A 16,665-nucleotide genomic window follows, 5' to 3' on the forward strand; every position below is an offset into this window, starting at 1 on the left:
GCTCCACCCCGTCCAGCCGCACCGCGCCCCGCACCACGTGCACATACACACACGCCCCGTCCGGCACCGCCGTAGGCTCGCCCTCCCCCAGGCGCCGTACATGCAGCATCGCGCCCGCTTCCGGCACCGCGTACGGCGTGGAGTCGGCGATTCCGTGGACGATCTCGTACGCGGGGTCACCGCCGGGCTCCACGGGGGCCAGCCACATCTGTACGAAGGTCAGCGGCTCCGCGCCGTCGTTGCGCTCCACGTGCCGGACACCGCCCGCCGAGCTGAGGCGCTGCACGTCCCCGGGTCGGACCAGCGTCTCGTGGCCCGCCGAGTCACGGTGGGTCAGCTCGCCCTCGACCACCCAGGTCACGATCTCCGTGTGGCTGTGCGGGTGTTCGTCGAAGCCCGCGCCGGGAGCGAGGCGCTCCTCGTTGCAGGCGAGCAGCGCGCCGAACCGGAGGTTGTCCGGGTCGTAGTGCGGGCCGAAGGAGAAGGAGTGGAACGAGGAGATCCCGGCCGCCGGGTCACCTCCGCGATAGCGCTCGTCGGCGCGCCGTACATCCATCACGTACTACACGGTAGCGACCCTCCGCCTCACTCCCACGCCCCGATAAGGCAGTCTTGTCCCGTGCCCGAACCCAGCGAGTCCTCACCCCACGACATCCACCCCCACGACGTCCATCCGCACGCCGGAACGCTGAAGCGGCTGGAGAAGTCGTCCGGGAGTCTCGCCGCGCAGGCCATCGCGCGCATGGACGAGACGCTGCCGTGGTACCGGGCGATGCCACCGGAGAACCGGTCGTGGATCGGGCTGGTCGCACAGGCCGGTATCGCCGCGTTCACCGAGTGGTTCCGCAACCCGGACGCCCCGCAGGCCATCTCCACCGACGTCTTCGGCACCGCGCCCCGCGAACTGACCCGGGCGGTCACCCTGCGGCAGACCGTGGAGATGGTGCGGATGGTCATCGAGGTGATGGAGAGCGCCATCGATGAGGTGGCTGCTCCCGGTGACGAGTCCGTGCTGCGCGAGGCGCTCCTCGTGTACGCGCGCGAGATCGCCTTCGCCACGGCCCAGGTGTACGCGCAGGCCGCCGAGGCACGCGGTGCCTGGGACGCCCGCCTCGAGTCGCTCGTCGTGAACGCGGTGCTGTCCGGCGAGGCCGACGAGGGGGCCGTGTCCCGGGCCGCCGCGCTCGGCTGGAACGCGCCGGAGCACGTGTGCGTGGTTCTGGGGACCGCCCCGGACGGTGACAGTGAGCTGACCGTGGAGGCGATCCGCAGAGCCGCCCGGCACGCCAAGCTCCAGGTGCTCACGGGCGTCCTCGGCGATCGGCTGGTCGTCATCGCAGGTGGCAGCAGTGATCCGTTGCAGGTGGCCAAGTCACTGATCGGGCCGTATGCCGCGGGCCCCGTGGTCGCCGGGCCGATCGTGCCCGACCTGCTGGCCGCGACCAGGTCCGCGCAGGCCGCCGCGGCCGGGCTCAAGGCGTGTTCCGCCTGGCAGGACGCACCGCGCCCGGTACTGGCGGACGATCTGCTTCCCGAGCGCGCGATCGCCGGAGACCCGAGCGCCCGTGAGCAGTTGGTGGAGGAGATCTACAGACCGCTCGAGGAGGCGGGCTCGGCACTCCTGGAAACCCTCAGCGTCTATCTCGAACAGGCGTCAAGTCTCGAGGGCGCGGCCCGCATGCTCTTCGTTCACCCCAACACCGTGCGCTACCGGCTTCGACGTGTGACTGACGTCACCGGCTGGTCGCCGTCTGATGTACGATCCGCGTTCACACTGCGGATCGCACTGATCCTGGGGCGTCTGGTCGATGGGGATCCCCAGGCCTAGGGTTTTGTCGAGGTTCCACAAAACCCCTCCGCGTTCTTCGTCCCTGTCCCCACGGGCGGCCCGGGCCGTCCCCAAGAGAGAGTGTGAGAGTGCTCGTACTCGTCGCTCCCGGCCAGGGCGCCCAGACGCCCGGCTTCCTGACTCCCTGGCTCGAACTCCCCGGTGCCGCCGACCGTCTCGGCGTGTGGTCGGACGCCATCGGCCTGGACCTCGCCCACTACGGCACGCAGGCCGACGCGGACGCGATCCGCGACACCGCCGTGGCCCAGCCGCTGCTGGTCGCGGCCGGTCTCCTGTCCGCTGCGGCACTGGGTGACGTGACGCCCGGAGCGGTCGCGGGCCACAGCGTCGGCGAGATCACCGCCGCCGTGTTCGCGAGCGTCCTCGACGACACGGCCGCCCTGACCCTCGTACGCAAGCGCGGCCTGGCCATGGCCGAGGCCGCCGCGATCACCGAGACCGGTATGTCCGCGCTGCTCGGCGGCGACCCCGAGACGACGGTCCCGCATCTGGAGAAGCTGGGCCTGACCCCGGCGAACGTGAACGGCGCGGGCCAGATCGTGGCCGCCGGCACGCTGGAGCAGCTGGCCGCGCTGGAGGCCGACAAGCCCGAGGGCGTGCGCCGCGTGGTCGCGCTCAAGGTCGCGGGCGCCTTCCACACGCACCACATGGCCCCCGCGGTGAGCGCCCTGGCGACGGCCGCCGAGGCCCTGACGCCGGCCGAGCCCAAGGTCACCTACGTGTCGAACAAGGACGGTCAGGTCGTCGCCAGCGGCGCCGAGGTGCTGTCCCGCCTGGTCGGCCAGGTCGCCAACCCGGTGCGCTGGGACCTGTGCATGGAGACGTTCAAGGAACTGGGCGTGACCGCGCTCGTCGAGGTGTGCCCCGGCGGCACGCTCACCGGTCTCGCCAAGCGCGCGCTGCCCGGCGTGAAGACGCTGGCGCTCAAGACCCCGGACGACCTCGACGCTGCTCGCGAGCTCATCGCCGAGCACAGTGCCTGACAGGAGCCCCAGAGGAATGTCGAAGATCAAGGCACGCAAGGGCGCACCCTACGCACGCATCCTCGGGGTCGGCGGCTACCGCCCGACCAGGGTGGTGCCCAACGAGGTGATCCTGGAGACGATCGACTCCTCGGACGAGTGGATCCGTTCGCGCTCCGGTATCGAGACCCGGCACTGGGCGAACGACGAGGAGACCGTCGCCGCGATGTCGATCGAGGCGTCCGGCAAGGCCATCGCCGCCGCCGGCATCTCGGCCGAGCAGATCGGCGCCGTGGTCGTCTCCACTGTCTCGCACTTCAGCCAGACCCCGGCCGTCGCCACCGAGATCGCCGACAAGCTGGGCACCGACAAGGCCGCCGCGTTCGACATCTCCGCGGGCTGCGCGGGCTTCGGGTACGGGCTGACCCTCGCCAAGGGCATGGTCGTGGAGGGGTCCGCCGAGTACGTCCTGGTCATCGGCGTGGAGCGGCTGAGCGACCTGACCGATCTGGAGGACCGGGCGACGGCCTTCCTGTTCGGCGACGGCGCCGGTGCCGTCGTGGTCGGCCCCTCCGACGAGCCGCACATCGGCCCGACCGTCTGGGGCTCGGAGGGCGACAAGTCCGAGACCATCAAGCAGACGGTGCCGTGGGACAGATTCCGGGCCGGCGATCTCTCCGAGCTCCCGCTGGACAGCGCGGGCAACGTCAAGTTCCCCGCGATCACGCAGGAGGGCCAGGCGGTGTTCCGCTGGGCCGTGTTCGAGATGGCGAAGGTCGCCCAGCAGGCGCTGGACGCGGCCGGGGTCACCTCGGACGACCTGGATGTCTTCATCCCGCACCAGGCCAATGTGCGGATCATCGACTCGATGGTGAAGACGCTGAAACTGCCGGAGCACGTCACGGTCGCCCGTGACATCCGCACCACCGGCAACACCTCGGCCGCCTCGATCCCGCTCGCGATGGAGCGGCTCCTGGCGACCGGCGAGGCGAAGAGCGGCGACACCGCGCTCGTCATCGGCTTCGGGGCGGGTCTCGTGTACGCCGCGACGGTCGTTACCCTCCCCTAGGCACTCCGTGCCGGATCATGCGTCCGGGACGGAAACCGCACCACCTGCCGCTGACGCGGCGGGCGCCACATCCGCTGGATATCAACGAAGGAGCGCCTGACATGGCCGCCACTCAGGAAGAGATCGTCGCCGGTCTCGCCGACATCGTGAACGAGATCGCCGGCATCCCGGTTGAGGACGTCCAGCTGGACAAGTCCTTCACCGACGACCTGGACGTCGACTCGCTGTCCATGGTCGAGGTCGTCGTCGCCGCCGAGGAGCGCTTCGACGTGAAGATCCCCGACGACGACGTCAAGAACCTCAAGACGGTCGGCGACGCGACCGAGTACATCCTCAAGCACCAGGCCTGATCAGTCGATCACCTGGGCTGACAGCCCGGTCCGGCCGCCCGGTCGGCCAGGCTGACGGCCCCGCCACCCGGCGGTGGCGCCGTTTTCCCCGCTGACGCGGGGGTTGTCCTCCTCGAATCCGTTGGAGAAAGAATTCCCGTGAGCTCGACCAATCGCACCGTGGTCGTCACCGGTATCGGCGCAACCACACCGCTGGGTGGCGACGCGGCCTCTACCTGGGAGGGTCTGATCGCCGGACGTTCCGGCGTCGGCCCGCTGGAGCAGGAGTGGGCCGCCGACCAGGCGGTCCGCATCGCCGCTCAGATCGCCGTGGAGCCGACCGAGGTCATTCCCCGGCCGCAGGCCCGCCGTCTGGACCGTTCGGCGCAGTTCGCCCTGATCGCGGCCAAGGAGGCCTGGGCGGACGCCGGATTCACCGACAGGGCCGGCGAGGGCGCCGACGTCGACCCCGACCGGCTGGGCGCGGTCATCGCCTCCGGTATCGGCGGCGTCACCACCCTGCTCGACCAGTACGACGTGCTGAAGGAGAAGGGCGTACGCCGTGTCTCCCCGCACACCGTGCCGATGCTGATGCCGAACGGCCCGTCCGCCAACGTGGGTCTGCTCGTCGGCGCCCGCGCCGGTGTGCACACCCCGGTCTCCGCCTGCGCGTCGGGCGCCGAGGCCATCGGTTACGCCATCGAGATGATCCGCACCGGCCGCGCCGACATCGTCGTCGCCGGCGGCACCGAGGCGGCCATCCACCCGCTGCCGATCGCCGCGTTCGGCAACATGATGGCGATGTCCAAGAACAACGACGACCCGCAGGGTGCCTCGCGTCCCTACGACGTCGGCCGCGACGGCTTCGTCCTCGGCGAGGGCGCCGGCGTGATCGTCCTGGAGTCCGCCGAGCACGCCGCCCGGCGTGGCGCCCGTGTCTACGCGGAGGCGGTCGGCCAGGGCATCTCCGCCGACGGCCACGACATCGTGCAGCCGGAGCCCGAGGGCCGCGGTATCTCGCACGCCCTGCAGAACCTGCTCGACAACACCGACCTGGACCCGGCCGAGATCGTGCACGTCAACGCGCACGCGACCTCGACCCCGGCCGGTGACATCGCCGAACTGAAGGCCCTGCGCAAGGTCTTCGGTGACGACACGGACCACATGGCGGTCTCCGGTACGAAGTCCATGACCGGCCATCTGCTGGGCGGTGCGGGCGGCGTGGAGTCCGTGGCGACGGTCCTCGCGCTGTACCACCGTGTCGCTCCGCCGACGATCAACGTGGAGAACCTCGACCCGGAGGCGGAGGCCAACGCGGATGTCGTCCGCGGTGAGGCCCGCAAGCTGCCGGTCGAGGGGCGGATCGCCGCGCTGAACGACTCGTTCGGGTTCGGCGGGCACAACGTGGTGCTGGCGTTCCGAACCCCCCTTTGCGGCTAAACCGCCGCCGCTCTCGCGGACCTGGTTGCTCGCCGCGGGGGTTCCTCAATTGATGGTTGCGGTGTTCGTCGTTTGAACACCGCAACCCGGTACGTACGAAAGAAGGCCCACCCGGCATCATCGGGTGGGCCTTCAATCGTACGTGGGCGCTGTCAGACCACCTGGTGCAGCCAGCGCACCGGGGCGCCCTCGCCGGCGTACCTGAACGGCTCCAGTTCGTCGTCCCAGGGCTTGCCGAGGAGCTTGGCCAACTCGGCCTCCAGGTCGGTCTCGCCGCGCTGGGAGCGGACCAGGGCGGCGCGCAGCCGGTCCTCCGGGATCAGGATGTCACCGTGGATTCCGGTGACCGCGTGGAAGATGCCCAGGTCGGGGGTGCAGCTGTAGCGCTCGCCCTCGGCGGTGGGGCACGGCTCGGCGGTGACCTCGAAGCGGAGCAGGTCCCAGCCGCGCAGCGCGGACGCGAGCTTGGAGGCGGTGCCGATCTGGCCCTGCCAGGAGAACTCCGACCTCCAGGTGCCCGGTGCCGCCGGCTGCCGGATCCAGTCGAGGCTCACGCGCGTGCCCAGCACCCCCGCCACGGCCCATTCGACGTGCGGGCACAGCGCACGCGGCGCGGAGTGCACGTACAGAACTCCACGTGTCGTCACCGGGGCCTCCACAGAGCCGGACATCTTGGAACTTGGCGGAACGGGAGCGGCTGGGCAGCCACGGGGCCGAGGCTACCGTGCGGCGGGGCGGGGAGTGTGACGTACCGTCGGAGCCGACACCGGGAAAAAGCGATGTTTCACCCGCGGGGACGCGCATTCGACCTGCGGTCGCGCATCCGGCCGAGGGGTCCTCCCACAGCGTGGCGGTACTCCCTTCGGCGTACTCGCCGACGACTGCGTGCCGTGGTCGCGGACGGTGTCGTGTCGCACTCTGAAGCCCAGCCACCCGGGACTCGGCCGATCGGGACTCAGCCGATCGGGATCCCTGCGTTCGAGAACCCGACCACTCTTGGGGACGCTTGTGACGGGTGGAACAGTTGCAGCGGCCACAAAGAGGAACCCTCACGCGTTGTCATGAAGAGGGAGCCAGCGCCCGACCATCGCACGACCGACGAGGGGACCAACGTATGCGGCACCGACGCCACCGATCACGGGCGGTTCTCTCCGCCGTGGCGGCGACCCTGCTGGGGCTGACCGCCTGTGACGCAACCGGTGGCAACTCTCCCGGTCCCACGGGTACGGAGGCGAAGGCGCACCCCTCCCCCACACCCAGCTGGGACCGCAGTCCGCGGTCCCTCGCGGCCGTCGGGGACTCCATCACGCGCGGGTTCGACGCCTGCTCGGTGCTGTCGGACTGCCCGGAGTCGTCCTGGGCGACCGGCACCGACAAGGCGGTGAAGAGCCTGGCCGTACGGCTGCTGGGCGCGACCGGGGCCGCCGAGCGGAGCTGGAACTACGCGGTGACCGGTGCGCGGATGGCCGATCTGCCGGCCCAGATGGCGCGGGCGGTGACCAAGCGCCCCGATCTGGTGGCCGTGATGGTCGGGGCGAACGACGCGTGCCGCGCGACCACCCGCGCCATGACCTCCGTCGACGGCTTCCGCGCCTCCTTCGAGGACGCCATGGAGACGCTCCGTGAGACCTCGCCCAGGGCGCAGGTGTACGTGTCGAGCGTGCCGGACCTGAAGCGGCTGTGGTCCCAGGGCCGTACCAACCCGCTCGGCAAGCAGGTGTGGAAGCTGGGCATCTGCCCGTCGATGCTCGGCGACCCGGACGCCCTGGACGCGGCGGCGACCAAGCGGCGCGACAAGGTGCAGGACCGGGTGGAGGCGTACAACCAGGTGCTCGAGGACGTGTGCGCCAAGGACCGGTACTGCCGGTTCGACGGGGGCGCCGTCTTCGAGTACCGCTTCGGGACGGCGCAGCTGAGCCAGTGGGACTGGTTCCACCCGAGCAGGAACGGGCAGGCGCGGCTCGCGGAGATCGCGTATCGCGTCGTGACGGCCCGCCGGGCGCCCTCCTGAATGTACTGGTCATGAGCGGTGCCCGGACCGCGCGGTTCCCCGCGCCCCTTTACGGGGGCGCGGGCTCACGCCTCGATCGTCGCCGTCAGTCGCCGGTCCGCGATCGAGCGGCCTGCCTGGAGTTCGTACGCCCCCTTGACGTACGTCCAGGAGCCCGCCGTCTCGTCCCAGATCTCGAAGGCGCGGCGCGGGAGTTCGACCACGGCTTCGGCGGTGTCCCCCGGGGCGGCTTCCACGGTCGCGAAGCCGGCCAGCCAGCGGGCCGGGCGGTCGGGGCCGGGGTGCGCCGGGGCGAGGTAGAGCTGGACGGTCTCGCGGCCCGGGCGGTCGCCGGTGTTGCGGACGCGGATCGTCGCCGTCGTGCCGCTGACCTCGATGGACTCGTACGCCCAGTCGGTGTAGCCGAGACCGTGGCCGAAGGGGTACGAAGGGGTCCTGCCCTCCTTCTCCCAGGCGCGGTAGCCGATGAACACGCCTTCGGTGTAGGGCAGTTCGCCGTTGGTGGGGGCGACCTGGGTGACCGGGGCGGCCGGGAGCGAACCCCAGGTGGTGGGGAGCCGGCCGCCCGGCTCGTGGGTGCCCGTGAGGACCTCGGCGAGGGCGGTGCCGCACTCCTGGCCGGGGAACCAGGTGAGGAGGACGGCGGCGACGTCCTCGCGCCAGGGGAGCTCCACTGGGGAGCCGGAGTTGACGACCACGACCGTGTCGGGGTTGGCGGCGGCGACGGCGCGGACCAGGTCGTCCTGGCGGCCGGGGAGCCGGAGGTCCCCCCGGTCGTAGCCCTCGGACTCGACGCGTTCGGTGGTGGCGACCACGACGACGGCGGTGTCGGCGGCGCGGGCTGCCTCGACGGCCTCGGCGATCAGTTCGTCGGGGTCGCGCTGCGGCTCCTGGTGGCAGAGCGTGAAGGCGATGACCTTCCACGGGGTGTCCTCGGGGAACGCGACGACGTGGGTCAGGGAGACCTCGACCGGTTCGCCCTCGGTCAGCTCGGCCTCGGCGCGCGGCACGGGGGCGCCGAAGAACGTGATGAAGGGGTTGTCCTTGTCGGGGCGCTGGACGTCGTCGTAGTACGGGGTGCCGTCGACGGTGAGCCGGAAGGCGCCCAGGCCCTTGATGCCGAAGGTGTGCGGCCCGCTCTCGCGCGGGGTGAAGGTGCCGGTCAGCTCGACGGTGTGCAGCCTGTCGAGAGTGACGCCGTCGGGGAGGTCCGGGGCCGTCCACTGGAGGTGGCCGCTGGGTGCGGATCCCGTGCCGATGACCGTGCCGGCGGCGTCGCGGCAGACTGCCCGCAGTTCGAACCCCTTGCCGGCGACGGAGAGTTCCTCGTTCGGGTCCGCGCCGAGGGCGTAGGTGAGGGTGCCCTCGGGGAGGGCGGCGGTGAGGCCGTCGAGCGGGGAGACGGTCCGGGCGGGGAAGACCGTGGCGGAGCCGCCGCCGAGGACGCGGGCGTCGCGGGCGGCGGCTCCGATGAGGGCGACCGTGCCGCCCGGCCTCAGGGGAAGGGCGCCACGCCGGTTCCGTACGAGGACGAAGGAGCGGCGGGCGATCTCGCGGGCCAGGGCCTCGCCGTCGACCGTCGCGGGCGGCTCGGTCACCACCGGTTCGGCGCCCTCCAGGACGCCGACGCGGGCGGCGAGGCGGAGGACTCTGCGTACCGCCTCGTCGACCTTGGCCTCCGTCACCTCGCCGTCGCGGACGGCCCGGGCGAGAGCCTCGCCGTAGACCGTGACCGGCCCCGGCATGGCGACGTCGAGGCCGCCCTCGACGGCGGCCCGGGTGGAGCGGGCGGCCGTCCAGTCGGAGACGTTGAAGCCGTCGAAGCCCCACTCGCCGCGCAGGACCTCGTTCACGAGGTGGTGGTGCTCGGTCATCGTCGTGCCGTTGACCGCGTTGTACGCGGTCATGATGCCCCAGGGACGGGCGTCGGCGACGATGGCCTCGAAGGGCGCCAGGTAGAGCTCGCGCAGGGCGCGTTCGGAGACGAGGTTGTTCACGGTGAAGCGGTCGGTCTCGGCGTCGTTGGCGACGAAGTGCTTGACCGTGGTGCCGACCCCGCCGGACTGCACGCCCCGTACATAACCGCTGCCGATCCGCCCGGTCAGATACGGGTCCTCGCTGTACGCCTCGAAGTGGCGGCCGCCGAGCGGTGAGCGGTGCAGGTTGACCGTGGGCGCGAGAAGCACGTGGACGCCTTTGCGGCGGGCCTCCTGGGCGAGTAGCACCCCTGCTCTGAGGGCGAGTTCGGGGTCCCAGGTGGCGGCGAGCGCGGTGGGGGACGGCAGCGCGACGGACGGGTCGTCGGCGGTCCAGCGCACGCCCCGGACACCGATCGGGCCGTCGGACATGACCAGGGACCTCAGGCCGATCTCGGGGAGCGCGGGCAGCGACCACATGTCCTGACCGGCGAGCAGTCGTGCCTTCGCGTCGAGGCCGAGCTTGCCGAGCGCCGCCTCGACGACCGCCTCACGGGCCCGGTCGGCCGGGTCCGCCTGGTCACCCTGTGTCCGCACCGTCTCCGCCACGGCGGACACCTCCTCGTTGAATCGTGTACATGAACACGCCTGCAGGGACATCTGCATCCTTCCTCGGCGGCGTGCGAAGGATTCGGAATCGGTCCCACCAATTGCCGGCACCACGAGAGTCACCCCGCTGCGCGTGCGCCACTCCGTCACGGGCATACTGCCGCCGTCCGGCGACACCCCACAGCGACGGAAGGACCGAACTCCCTTGTCTTCCCTACGTGTTCGTATCGGCGTACTGGGCCTGGCAGCCCTGCTGACCGGCCTCGCGGCACCCCCGGCGGCCTCGATACCGATGGCCGAGACCTCCGCGGCACCCCCGACCGCCGAGGAACAGCGCCTCGACAGGGCCGCGCCCCAGGAGATCCTGCGGCGCTCCGGATTCGACACGGTGGCCCCGGAGTTCGCGCGGGCGCTGGCCGGGGCCCGCTCGTACGCCCAGGCCGAGCGGATCGTCGTACGCGAGGGGTCCCGGCTGTGGCGGCGTGCCGTCGACCGGGCGCAGGGGCGGGGGTTGGGCGGTGACCTCAGCCGGGACGACGACCGGCCGCTGTACTGGGCGCGGCTCGGGATGACGCGTGAAGTGCGGGGCTGGGATCCGGAGTTCGGGTTGACGGAGGAGCGACGGGCCCGGCTGCTGGCCAGGCTGGAGCAGACCTCACGGGGTCAGAACGCCATCCACTACCCACGGCACGGCGGCAAGGGCGGCGATGTGAAGCGCGTCCTGCTCACCGGCTTCGACCCGTTCACACTGGACCGCGACATCCGTATCTCCAATCCGTCCGGGGCCACCGCGCTCGCCCTCGACGGGACGGTGATCGAGACCGCGGACGGCCCGGCGCGTATCGAGACGGCGGTCTTCCCGGTCCGCTGGCAGGATTTCGCCGACTCGACGGTGGAGCGGACGCTGCGTCCGCACCTGCGGACGGTGGACCTGGTCACGACGGTGAGCCAGGGCCGGGTCGGCCGCTTCGACATCGAGCGGACGAACGGGGCCTGGCGGGGCGGCTTCCCCGACAACGAGAACGTCTCCCGCACCGAAACGGTCCCGGTCACCGATCCCGCCTCGCAGCCGCAGTGGACGTCGACGACCCTGCCGTACGCGCGGATCGTGGCCGCGGGCACGGGCCGTTTCCCGGTGTACGACAACACGAGCGTGACCGAGATACCGGCGGGCGGGACGGACCCCGTCGTACGGCCGGACGGACCGACACCCGGCTCGACGGCCCGTGCCGGGGGCGGGGGCAACTACCTGTCCAACGAGATCGCGTACCGCGCGACGCTGCTGCGTGACCGGCTGGGACTGCGCGACCGGCTGCCGGCCGGGCATGTGCACACTCCGGTGCTGCAGTTCGGGGCGGGCAACACGGATCCGGGGACCGGGGCCGTGACCGATCCCGAGTTCGTACGGAACCGGCTGGACATCATCGCGCAGGTGCGGGCGATCGTGACGGTGGCGGTGGGCGCGAGTGCCTCCCAGGGCACTGGTCAGGGGGCCGGGACCTCGTCCTGATACCCGTCCTGGTACCCGTCCCCTTCCGGGTCGCGGCCGCGGTCGCCGTCCCGCGTCTCCTCGCCCAGCAGGTCGCGGGCCATGAGCGTGGCGCCCGCGACCGCGCCGGGCATCAGGAAGACCGCGACGAACGGAACCAGGAAGGCGAGGCCCAGCGGGGTGCCGAAGCCCCAGACCAGCGTCTTGCGGGAGCGGAGCATGGCGAGGCGGTCGCGGAGTTCGACGCGGCGGCGCTGGAGGGCGACTGCGGTGAGTTCCTCGGTGAGGAAGAACCCGGTGACGACGACGCCGATCACGGGCACGACGGTCTGTCCGACGACGGGGACGAACCCGAGGGCGAAGAGGAGGACGCCCCACAGGGCGGCCCGTACGAGGATACGGAGGCTGTCCCGGGCCGAGATCCACAGTTCGCGGGCGAGGGGCAGGCCGGACTCGGGGGCGGTGCCGTCCGGGGAGACGTCGCGGTCGACCTTCTCGGAGAGGTTCTCGTAGAACGGCTGGCCGATGAGGAGGGTGGCGGCGGTGAAGGTGAGGACGGAGAGGAGCAGGCCGAGGCCGAACAGGACGGCGGTCAGGAAGCCGCGGAAGAGTCCCGGCCAGGGGCTGGACCAGTCGTCCGCGAAGGGGGTCGCCCAGGCGACGAAGTCCGCGCCCCAGAGGGCGAGGGCGACGAGGGCCGCGGCGTACAGGACGAGCGTGATCAGGCCGGGCAGGAGCCCGAACCCGTACTGCCTGCCGTGGCGGGCCACCCACCGCTGTCCCCGCACCAAGTACGTGAAGCCAACCCCGAGATCGCGCATGGGGGGAACTCTATCGGGGTGCCTGTGGGAGCTTTCCGCCCCCACCGCGGAGGACTCGGGGACGCGGACGCGGGCGCCCCGGCGTTCGAGAGCCCGGCAGGCGGCGCTCCGGGTCAGGATGTGGGCCGAGGCCCTCGGGTCGGTGAGATCGGAGAGATCTTCTCGGGTGAGGACGATCGACCCGGCCGGGGTGTTCTCCTGGCCGCCGACTGCTCGCCTCCTCTCCCGTCGCCCTGGCCATCCCCGGCACCGGCTCCCTCGCCCATCCAGAATTCCCGGGCCGATCGGCCACCGATGCCGGGTTGGTGCGGAAGCCTTCGGCCATGTCTCGTACCCGCACCTGACCGAAGGCTTCACCAGCGTGGCAGGCTCCTGGCGGAAACCCATGGCGCATGGGTTGTGCGAAGACGTCCGTCACCATCACGCTCCGGTCACCCTCTGAAGGTTTGCGCTTGATGATCTGCGGGCCCTTGGCAGAGGGGAGAAGTGTGATGGACCGTCCCGACGATGTGCTGGCAGAGTTCGCTTCGCCTGGTTTCCTGCGGGATCCGCACCCGCTTCTGCAGTGGCTGCGGGAGAACGAACCAGTGCACCGGACCAGGGCGGGCTACTACCTGGTCAGCCGGCACACCGACGCCGACCGCGTACTCCGGAAGAGCGGAACGGAGTTCCGCGGACTGGATCCCGCCGAGGTGGCCACGCTGTTTCCGCAGGCATCCCAACACCCGTCGCTCGCCTTCCTGGCCGGCAGCCTGGCGTCGAAGAACCCGCCCGAGCACACCCGGTTGCGGCGAAGCGTCGCGAGGGCTTTCACCCCGCGCCACGTGAACACCATGCGCGGCGAGATCGAGGCCATCTGCGAGCGTCTCATCCGGGCGATGACGGAAGCGTTGAACGATGGTGAGGTCGTCGACCTCCACTCCGGGCTGTCGCGGCCGATGACCGTGGACGTGATCTCCACCCTGCTGGGCGTGCCCGAGGCCGACCGCGACTGGCTGGCCGAGAGCGTGGACGGGATAGTCCGGGGATTCGTCGCCCGGTCGGTCGAGACGATCCGGACCGCGGACGACAGCACCGTACGGCTGGAGGAGTACTTCCGAGAGCTGATGGCCCAACGCCGCCATGAACCGCGGGACGACCTGCTGTCCCTCCTGGTGGGCGACCCCGGTGACGGGGAGGAGAGGCTGTCCGACGAGGACGTCTTCCCTCTCCTGGGCTCGCTGTGGATAGCCGGGTTCGGCTCCACCGCGGCCGGCATCGACTTCGGCGTGCTGGCGATGGCCGCGTACCCCGACGAGCGCGGCCACCTGCTGGGCGGTCACGACAAGACCGTCGCGTTCGTGAACGAGGTCGCGCGCCACGCCGGGGGGCCGTTCCTCTTCACCTCGGTTCCCCGGATAGCGGTTACGGACATCGAGCTGAGTGGCGTGAGGATCCGGGCCGGCTCCGACGTGCGCCCGCTGTTCGCGGCGGCCAACCGGGACCCGGCGGTGTTCCCCGAGCCGGATCGCTTCCTTCCCGGCCGCGACAACTCCCGTACGCTGGCCTTCGGCGCCGGAATCCATTCCTGCCTCGGCGCGTTCCTGGCCCGCGACCAGATAGCCATCGCCCTGTCCCGGCTGTACGACTCCTTCCCCGGACTGATGTGCGCCGGTGCGCCGCAGTGGGGAGGCACCGGCCACCTGCGCTTTCCGCTCAACCTACCGGTCAGCCTCTGAGCGGGGCGGTACGGAAATCAACTCCCGTACCGCCCCTGCTCCACCGCCAACACCCTTACCGTCAGCCCCCGTACGTCGGTGAAGGCTCTGGGCCGCACCAGGCTGGCCAAGTCCGTGCACGATGCCGGATGGTCATCGTTCATCGGCATGCTGGAGTACAAAGCGCAGCGGTACGGCCGCACCCTGGTCCAGATCGGCCGGTTCACACCGACCTCCCAGACCTGCTCCACCTGTGGCGCCGTGGACGGACCCAAACCCCTGAACGTCCGGGAATGGACCTGTACCGCCTGCGGTACCGTCCACGACCGGGACATCAACGCCGCGATCAACATCGAAACGGCCGCCGGACTGGCGGTATCGGCCGGCGGGCACCGGCTCTATCTCGTGACCGTCACCGCACCGGAGACCGCACGCCAGGCCCGTGCCCAGGAGCGCGTACGACACTCGTACGGCGAAGTCCGCACCCCACGTCCAGGGGTGCGGACTTCGCGGTGTGCAACGAGCGCACGCGGGCGGGCGTCACGGGGGGGGCACCGCGAACCCGTCCCGCGCCGCGCTCCTCGCCGGCTCAGACCGTGACGATCCGGCTCGGACCTTGACGACCCTGCTCAGACCTTGACGATCATCTTCCCGGTGTTGTCGCCGCGCAGGACGCCCAGGAAGGCCTCCAGGTTGTTCTCGATGCCCTCGACGACGGTCTCGCGGTACTTGAGCTCGCCGGAGCGGACCCAGGCACCGACCTCCTGGACGAACTCCGGCTGCAGGTCGTAGTGGTCGCCGACCAGGAAGCCCTCGATACGGCCGCGGGTCTGGATGAGCCGGGCGAGGTTCTTCGGGCCGGGCGCGGGCTCGGTGTTGTTGTAGACGGAGATCATTCCGCAGACCGCGATGCGGCCGCCGCGGTTGAGGGAGCCGATCGCGGCCTCCAGGTGGTCGCCGCCGACGTTGTCGAAGTACACGTCGACGCCGTCGGGGGCGGCGTCGCGGAGCTGCTTGCCGACCGGCCCGTTCTTGTAGTTGAAGGCGGCGTCGAAGCCGTACTCCTCGACGAGGAGCTTGACCTTCTCGTCGGACCCGGCGGAGCCGATGACCCGGGAGGCGCCCTTGAGCTTCGCGATCTGCCCGACCTGGCTGCCGACGGCACCGGCGGCGCCGGAGACGAACACGGAGTCGCCCTCCTTGAAGGCGGCGGTGCGCAGGAGGCCGGCGTAGGCGGTGAGGCCGGTCATGCCGAGGACGCCGAGGTAGGTCGAGAGGGGCGCGGCGTCCGGGTCCACCTTGACGGTCTGCTTGGCGTCGACCGTGGCGTACTCGCGCCAGCCGCCGAAGTGGAGCACGTGGTCACCCGGCGCGATGCCGTCGATGTTCGACGCGACGACCTCGCCCACGGCCCCGCCCTGCATGGCCTTGCCCAGCTCGAAGGGGGCGACGTACGACTTGGCGGCGCTCATGCGCCCACGCATGTACGGGTCGACGGAGAGGTACTTGTTCCGGACCAGGACCTCGTTCGCGCCGGGCTGCCGGATCTCGGCCTCGACCAGGGCGAAGTCCTCGGGCTTGGGCCAGCCCTCGGGGCGGCTCAGCAGGTGCCATTCGCGGCTGGTGGCGGGGAGGGCGGGGGTGTCGGACATGGGGACCTTCCTGCGGAGGTGCGTATCTGCGTGAGTGCGTGCGGCTCGGGTAGCCGCCCGGTCGCCTGTTCACACCGAGGGCTGCGAGGGCCTGTGTGGTTGCGGGCCAGCATACCGCGCGGTTAGTTCAGTCTCTGAAACAACCATGCGCCTGAATATTTCATGCTGTCAAGTAACGGGGTAGTCTGAAGCGCATGGCTTCCCAGAAGACGACGGCCCGCAGCATCGATCCGCTGACCCTCGAAGTCGTCGAGCTCATCGGCACGGTGGTGGCCCGCTACTACGAGGAGTACGAGGAGGCCGCCGCCGAGCACGCCCTGACAGGGGCTCAGGCCCGGTTGCTCAGCCTGCTCTCCCTGGAGCCGCTGCCCATGCGGCGGCTGGCCCAGAAACTGAAGTGCGAGCCGTCGAACGTGACCGGGATCGTGGACCGGCTGGAGGCCCGCGGGCTGGTGGAGCGCCGGCCGGATCCGAGCGACCGGCGCGTGAAGCTGGCCGCGGCGACGCAGGAGGGGCGTCAACTGGCGCGGAGCCTGCGCGACTCCCTGGACTTCGCCCGGGAGCCGCTGGCGGGGCTGTCGAGGGAGGAGCGGCTGGCGCTGCGGGGGTTGCTGTTGCGGATGCTCGGCGCCGACGCCGGCGCCTGACGCCTGACTCGGCGCCCCGGGGGGCGCTGGAGTGCGAGGAGTCGCGTGCGCGTCAGGCTGCGCCTGCGGACCGTCCGCGCCCCGACCCGCTCCTGGGGGCCGTGCCGGCCCAGAGTGCATCACGCCGTCCTCCGGGGAACCGTCGGCCCGGACGATGCCGAGTTTGTACGGGCA

Annotated in this window: 14 protein-coding genes and 1 pseudogene; 10 read left to right on the forward strand and 5 right to left on the reverse strand. The window is 71.1% G+C overall.

The window, feature by feature from the left end:
* On the reverse strand, window positions 1–556 hold a 556-nt coding region (locus tag FNH04_RS23195; protein WP_152787266.1), incomplete at its 3' end, for a pirin family protein.
* A 63-nt stretch (window positions 557–619) separates the two neighbouring features.
* On the opposite strand from FNH04_RS23195, the gene FNH04_RS23200 reads away from it, so the two are divergent.
* The 5 genes from FNH04_RS23200 (at window position 620) to FNH04_RS23220 (ending at window position 5,649) form a co-directional block, all read left to right on the forward strand.
* Window positions 620–1,828 (forward strand): PucR family transcriptional regulator, encoded by a 1,209-nt coding sequence (locus FNH04_RS23200; protein WP_386575450.1) that lies wholly within the window; start codon window positions 620–622, stop codon window positions 1,826–1,828.
* 89 nt (window positions 1,829–1,917) lie between these two features.
* Window positions 1,918–2,832 carry an ACP S-malonyltransferase gene (locus FNH04_RS23205; protein ID WP_322723612.1) on the forward strand — a complete coding sequence of 305 codons (915 nt, stop codon included), beginning with the start codon at window positions 1,918–1,920 and terminating at the stop codon, window positions 2,830–2,832.
* Between the two features lie 16 nt (window positions 2,833–2,848).
* A complete protein-coding gene (locus tag FNH04_RS23210; protein WP_152787268.1) occupies window positions 2,849–3,880 on the forward strand; it encodes a ketoacyl-ACP synthase III in 1,032 nt (343 codons plus the stop codon).
* A 101-nt stretch (window positions 3,881–3,981) separates the two neighbouring features.
* Entirely contained in the window at window positions 3,982–4,230 is a 249-nt protein-coding gene (locus FNH04_RS23215; RefSeq protein WP_152787270.1) for an acyl carrier protein, read from the forward strand.
* Between the two features lie 138 nt (window positions 4,231–4,368).
* On the forward strand, window positions 4,369–5,649 hold the full coding sequence (locus FNH04_RS23220) for a beta-ketoacyl-[acyl-carrier-protein] synthase family protein (RefSeq protein WP_322723605.1): 1,281 nt from the start codon (window positions 4,369–4,371) through the stop codon (window positions 5,647–5,649).
* A gap of 152 nt (window positions 5,650–5,801) precedes the next feature.
* On the opposite strand, the gene FNH04_RS23225 is transcribed toward FNH04_RS23220, so the two are convergent.
* Window positions 5,802–6,296, reverse strand: a complete 495-nt coding sequence (locus FNH04_RS23225) for a DUF3145 domain-containing protein (protein WP_322723607.1) — start codon at window positions 6,294–6,296, stop codon at window positions 5,802–5,804.
* A 467-nt stretch (window positions 6,297–6,763) separates the two neighbouring features.
* Here FNH04_RS23225 and FNH04_RS23230 point away from each other — a divergent pair, with 467 nt between their 5' ends.
* The gene (locus FNH04_RS23230) at window positions 6,764–7,660 is read left to right on the forward strand and encodes an SGNH/GDSL hydrolase family protein (RefSeq protein ID WP_152787274.1); all 897 of its coding nucleotides are present in this window, start codon (window positions 6,764–6,766) and stop codon (window positions 7,658–7,660) included.
* A 65-nt stretch (window positions 7,661–7,725) separates the two neighbouring features.
* On the opposite strand, the gene FNH04_RS23235 is transcribed toward FNH04_RS23230, so the two are convergent.
* A complete protein-coding gene (locus FNH04_RS23235; RefSeq protein ID WP_322723613.1) occupies window positions 7,726–10,194 on the reverse strand; it encodes a beta-glucosidase in 2,469 nt (822 codons plus the stop codon).
* 196 nt (window positions 10,195–10,390) lie between these two features.
* Between FNH04_RS23235 and FNH04_RS23240 the strand changes: the two genes are divergently transcribed.
* Window positions 10,391–11,695: a C15 family peptidase gene (locus tag FNH04_RS23240; RefSeq protein ID WP_152787278.1), complete on the forward strand. Its 1,305-nt coding sequence runs from the start codon at window positions 10,391–10,393 to the stop codon at window positions 11,693–11,695.
* On the opposite strand, the gene FNH04_RS23245 is transcribed toward FNH04_RS23240, so the two are convergent.
* Window positions 11,671–12,495: an EI24 domain-containing protein gene (locus tag FNH04_RS23245; RefSeq protein ID WP_152787280.1), complete on the reverse strand. Its 825-nt coding sequence runs from the start codon at window positions 12,493–12,495 to the stop codon at window positions 11,671–11,673. The two genes, FNH04_RS23240 and FNH04_RS23245, sit on opposite strands and share 25 nt — an antisense overlap.
* Before the next feature lie 491 nt (window positions 12,496–12,986).
* On the opposite strand from FNH04_RS23245, the gene FNH04_RS23250 reads away from it, so the two are divergent.
* Both FNH04_RS23250 and FNH04_RS49450 read left to right on the forward strand, forming a co-directional pair.
* Complete coding sequence (locus tag FNH04_RS23250; RefSeq protein WP_194236785.1) at window positions 12,987–14,213, forward strand: cytochrome P450; 1,227 nt, start codon at window positions 12,987–12,989, stop codon at window positions 14,211–14,213.
* Between the two features lie 75 nt (window positions 14,214–14,288).
* Window positions 14,289–14,792 (forward strand): annotated as a pseudogene (locus FNH04_RS49450) (RNA-guided endonuclease InsQ/TnpB family protein); the annotation flags it as partial.
* A 29-nt stretch (window positions 14,793–14,821) separates the two neighbouring features.
* Here FNH04_RS49450 and FNH04_RS23260 read toward each other — a convergent pair.
* Window positions 14,822–15,844, reverse strand: coding sequence for an NADP-dependent oxidoreductase (locus FNH04_RS23260; protein ID WP_152787284.1), 1,023 nt, complete (start codon window positions 15,842–15,844; stop codon window positions 14,822–14,824).
* A 194-nt stretch (window positions 15,845–16,038) separates the two neighbouring features.
* On the opposite strand from FNH04_RS23260, the gene FNH04_RS23265 reads away from it, so the two are divergent.
* The gene (locus FNH04_RS23265; protein WP_152787286.1) at window positions 16,039–16,491 is read left to right on the forward strand and encodes a MarR family winged helix-turn-helix transcriptional regulator; all 453 of its coding nucleotides are present in this window, start codon (window positions 16,039–16,041) and stop codon (window positions 16,489–16,491) included.
* The last annotated feature ends 174 nt before the right edge of the window (window positions 16,492–16,665 follow it).

Origin of the sequence: Streptomyces phyllanthi (assembly GCF_009377205.1) — a bacterium.
Taxonomy (GTDB): Bacteria; Actinomycetota; Actinomycetes; order Streptomycetales; family Streptomycetaceae; genus Streptomyces; species Streptomyces phyllanthi.

Excerpts from the sequence above, each read along its gene's own strand:
- FNH04_RS23210 (WP_152787268.1), top strand. The coding sequence starts at position 2,849 with ATGTCGAAGATCAAGGCACGCAAGGGCGCACCCTACGCACGCATCCTC.
- FNH04_RS23215 (WP_152787270.1), top strand. The coding sequence starts at position 3,982 with ATGGCCGCCACTCAGGAAGAGATCGTCGCCGGTCTCGCCGACATCGTG.
- FNH04_RS23260 (WP_152787284.1), bottom strand. The coding sequence starts at position 15,844 with ATGTCCGACACCCCCGCCCTCCCCGCCACCAGCCGCGAATGGCACCTG.
- FNH04_RS23250 (WP_194236785.1), top strand. The coding sequence starts at position 12,987 with ATGGACCGTCCCGACGATGTGCTGGCAGAGTTCGCTTCGCCTGGTTTC.
- FNH04_RS23245 (WP_152787280.1), bottom strand. The coding sequence starts at position 12,495 with ATGCGCGATCTCGGGGTTGGCTTCACGTACTTGGTGCGGGGACAGCGG.
- FNH04_RS23230 (WP_152787274.1), top strand. The coding sequence starts at position 6,764 with ATGCGGCACCGACGCCACCGATCACGGGCGGTTCTCTCCGCCGTGGCG.
- FNH04_RS23265 (WP_152787286.1), top strand. The coding sequence starts at position 16,039 with ATGGCTTCCCAGAAGACGACGGCCCGCAGCATCGATCCGCTGACCCTC.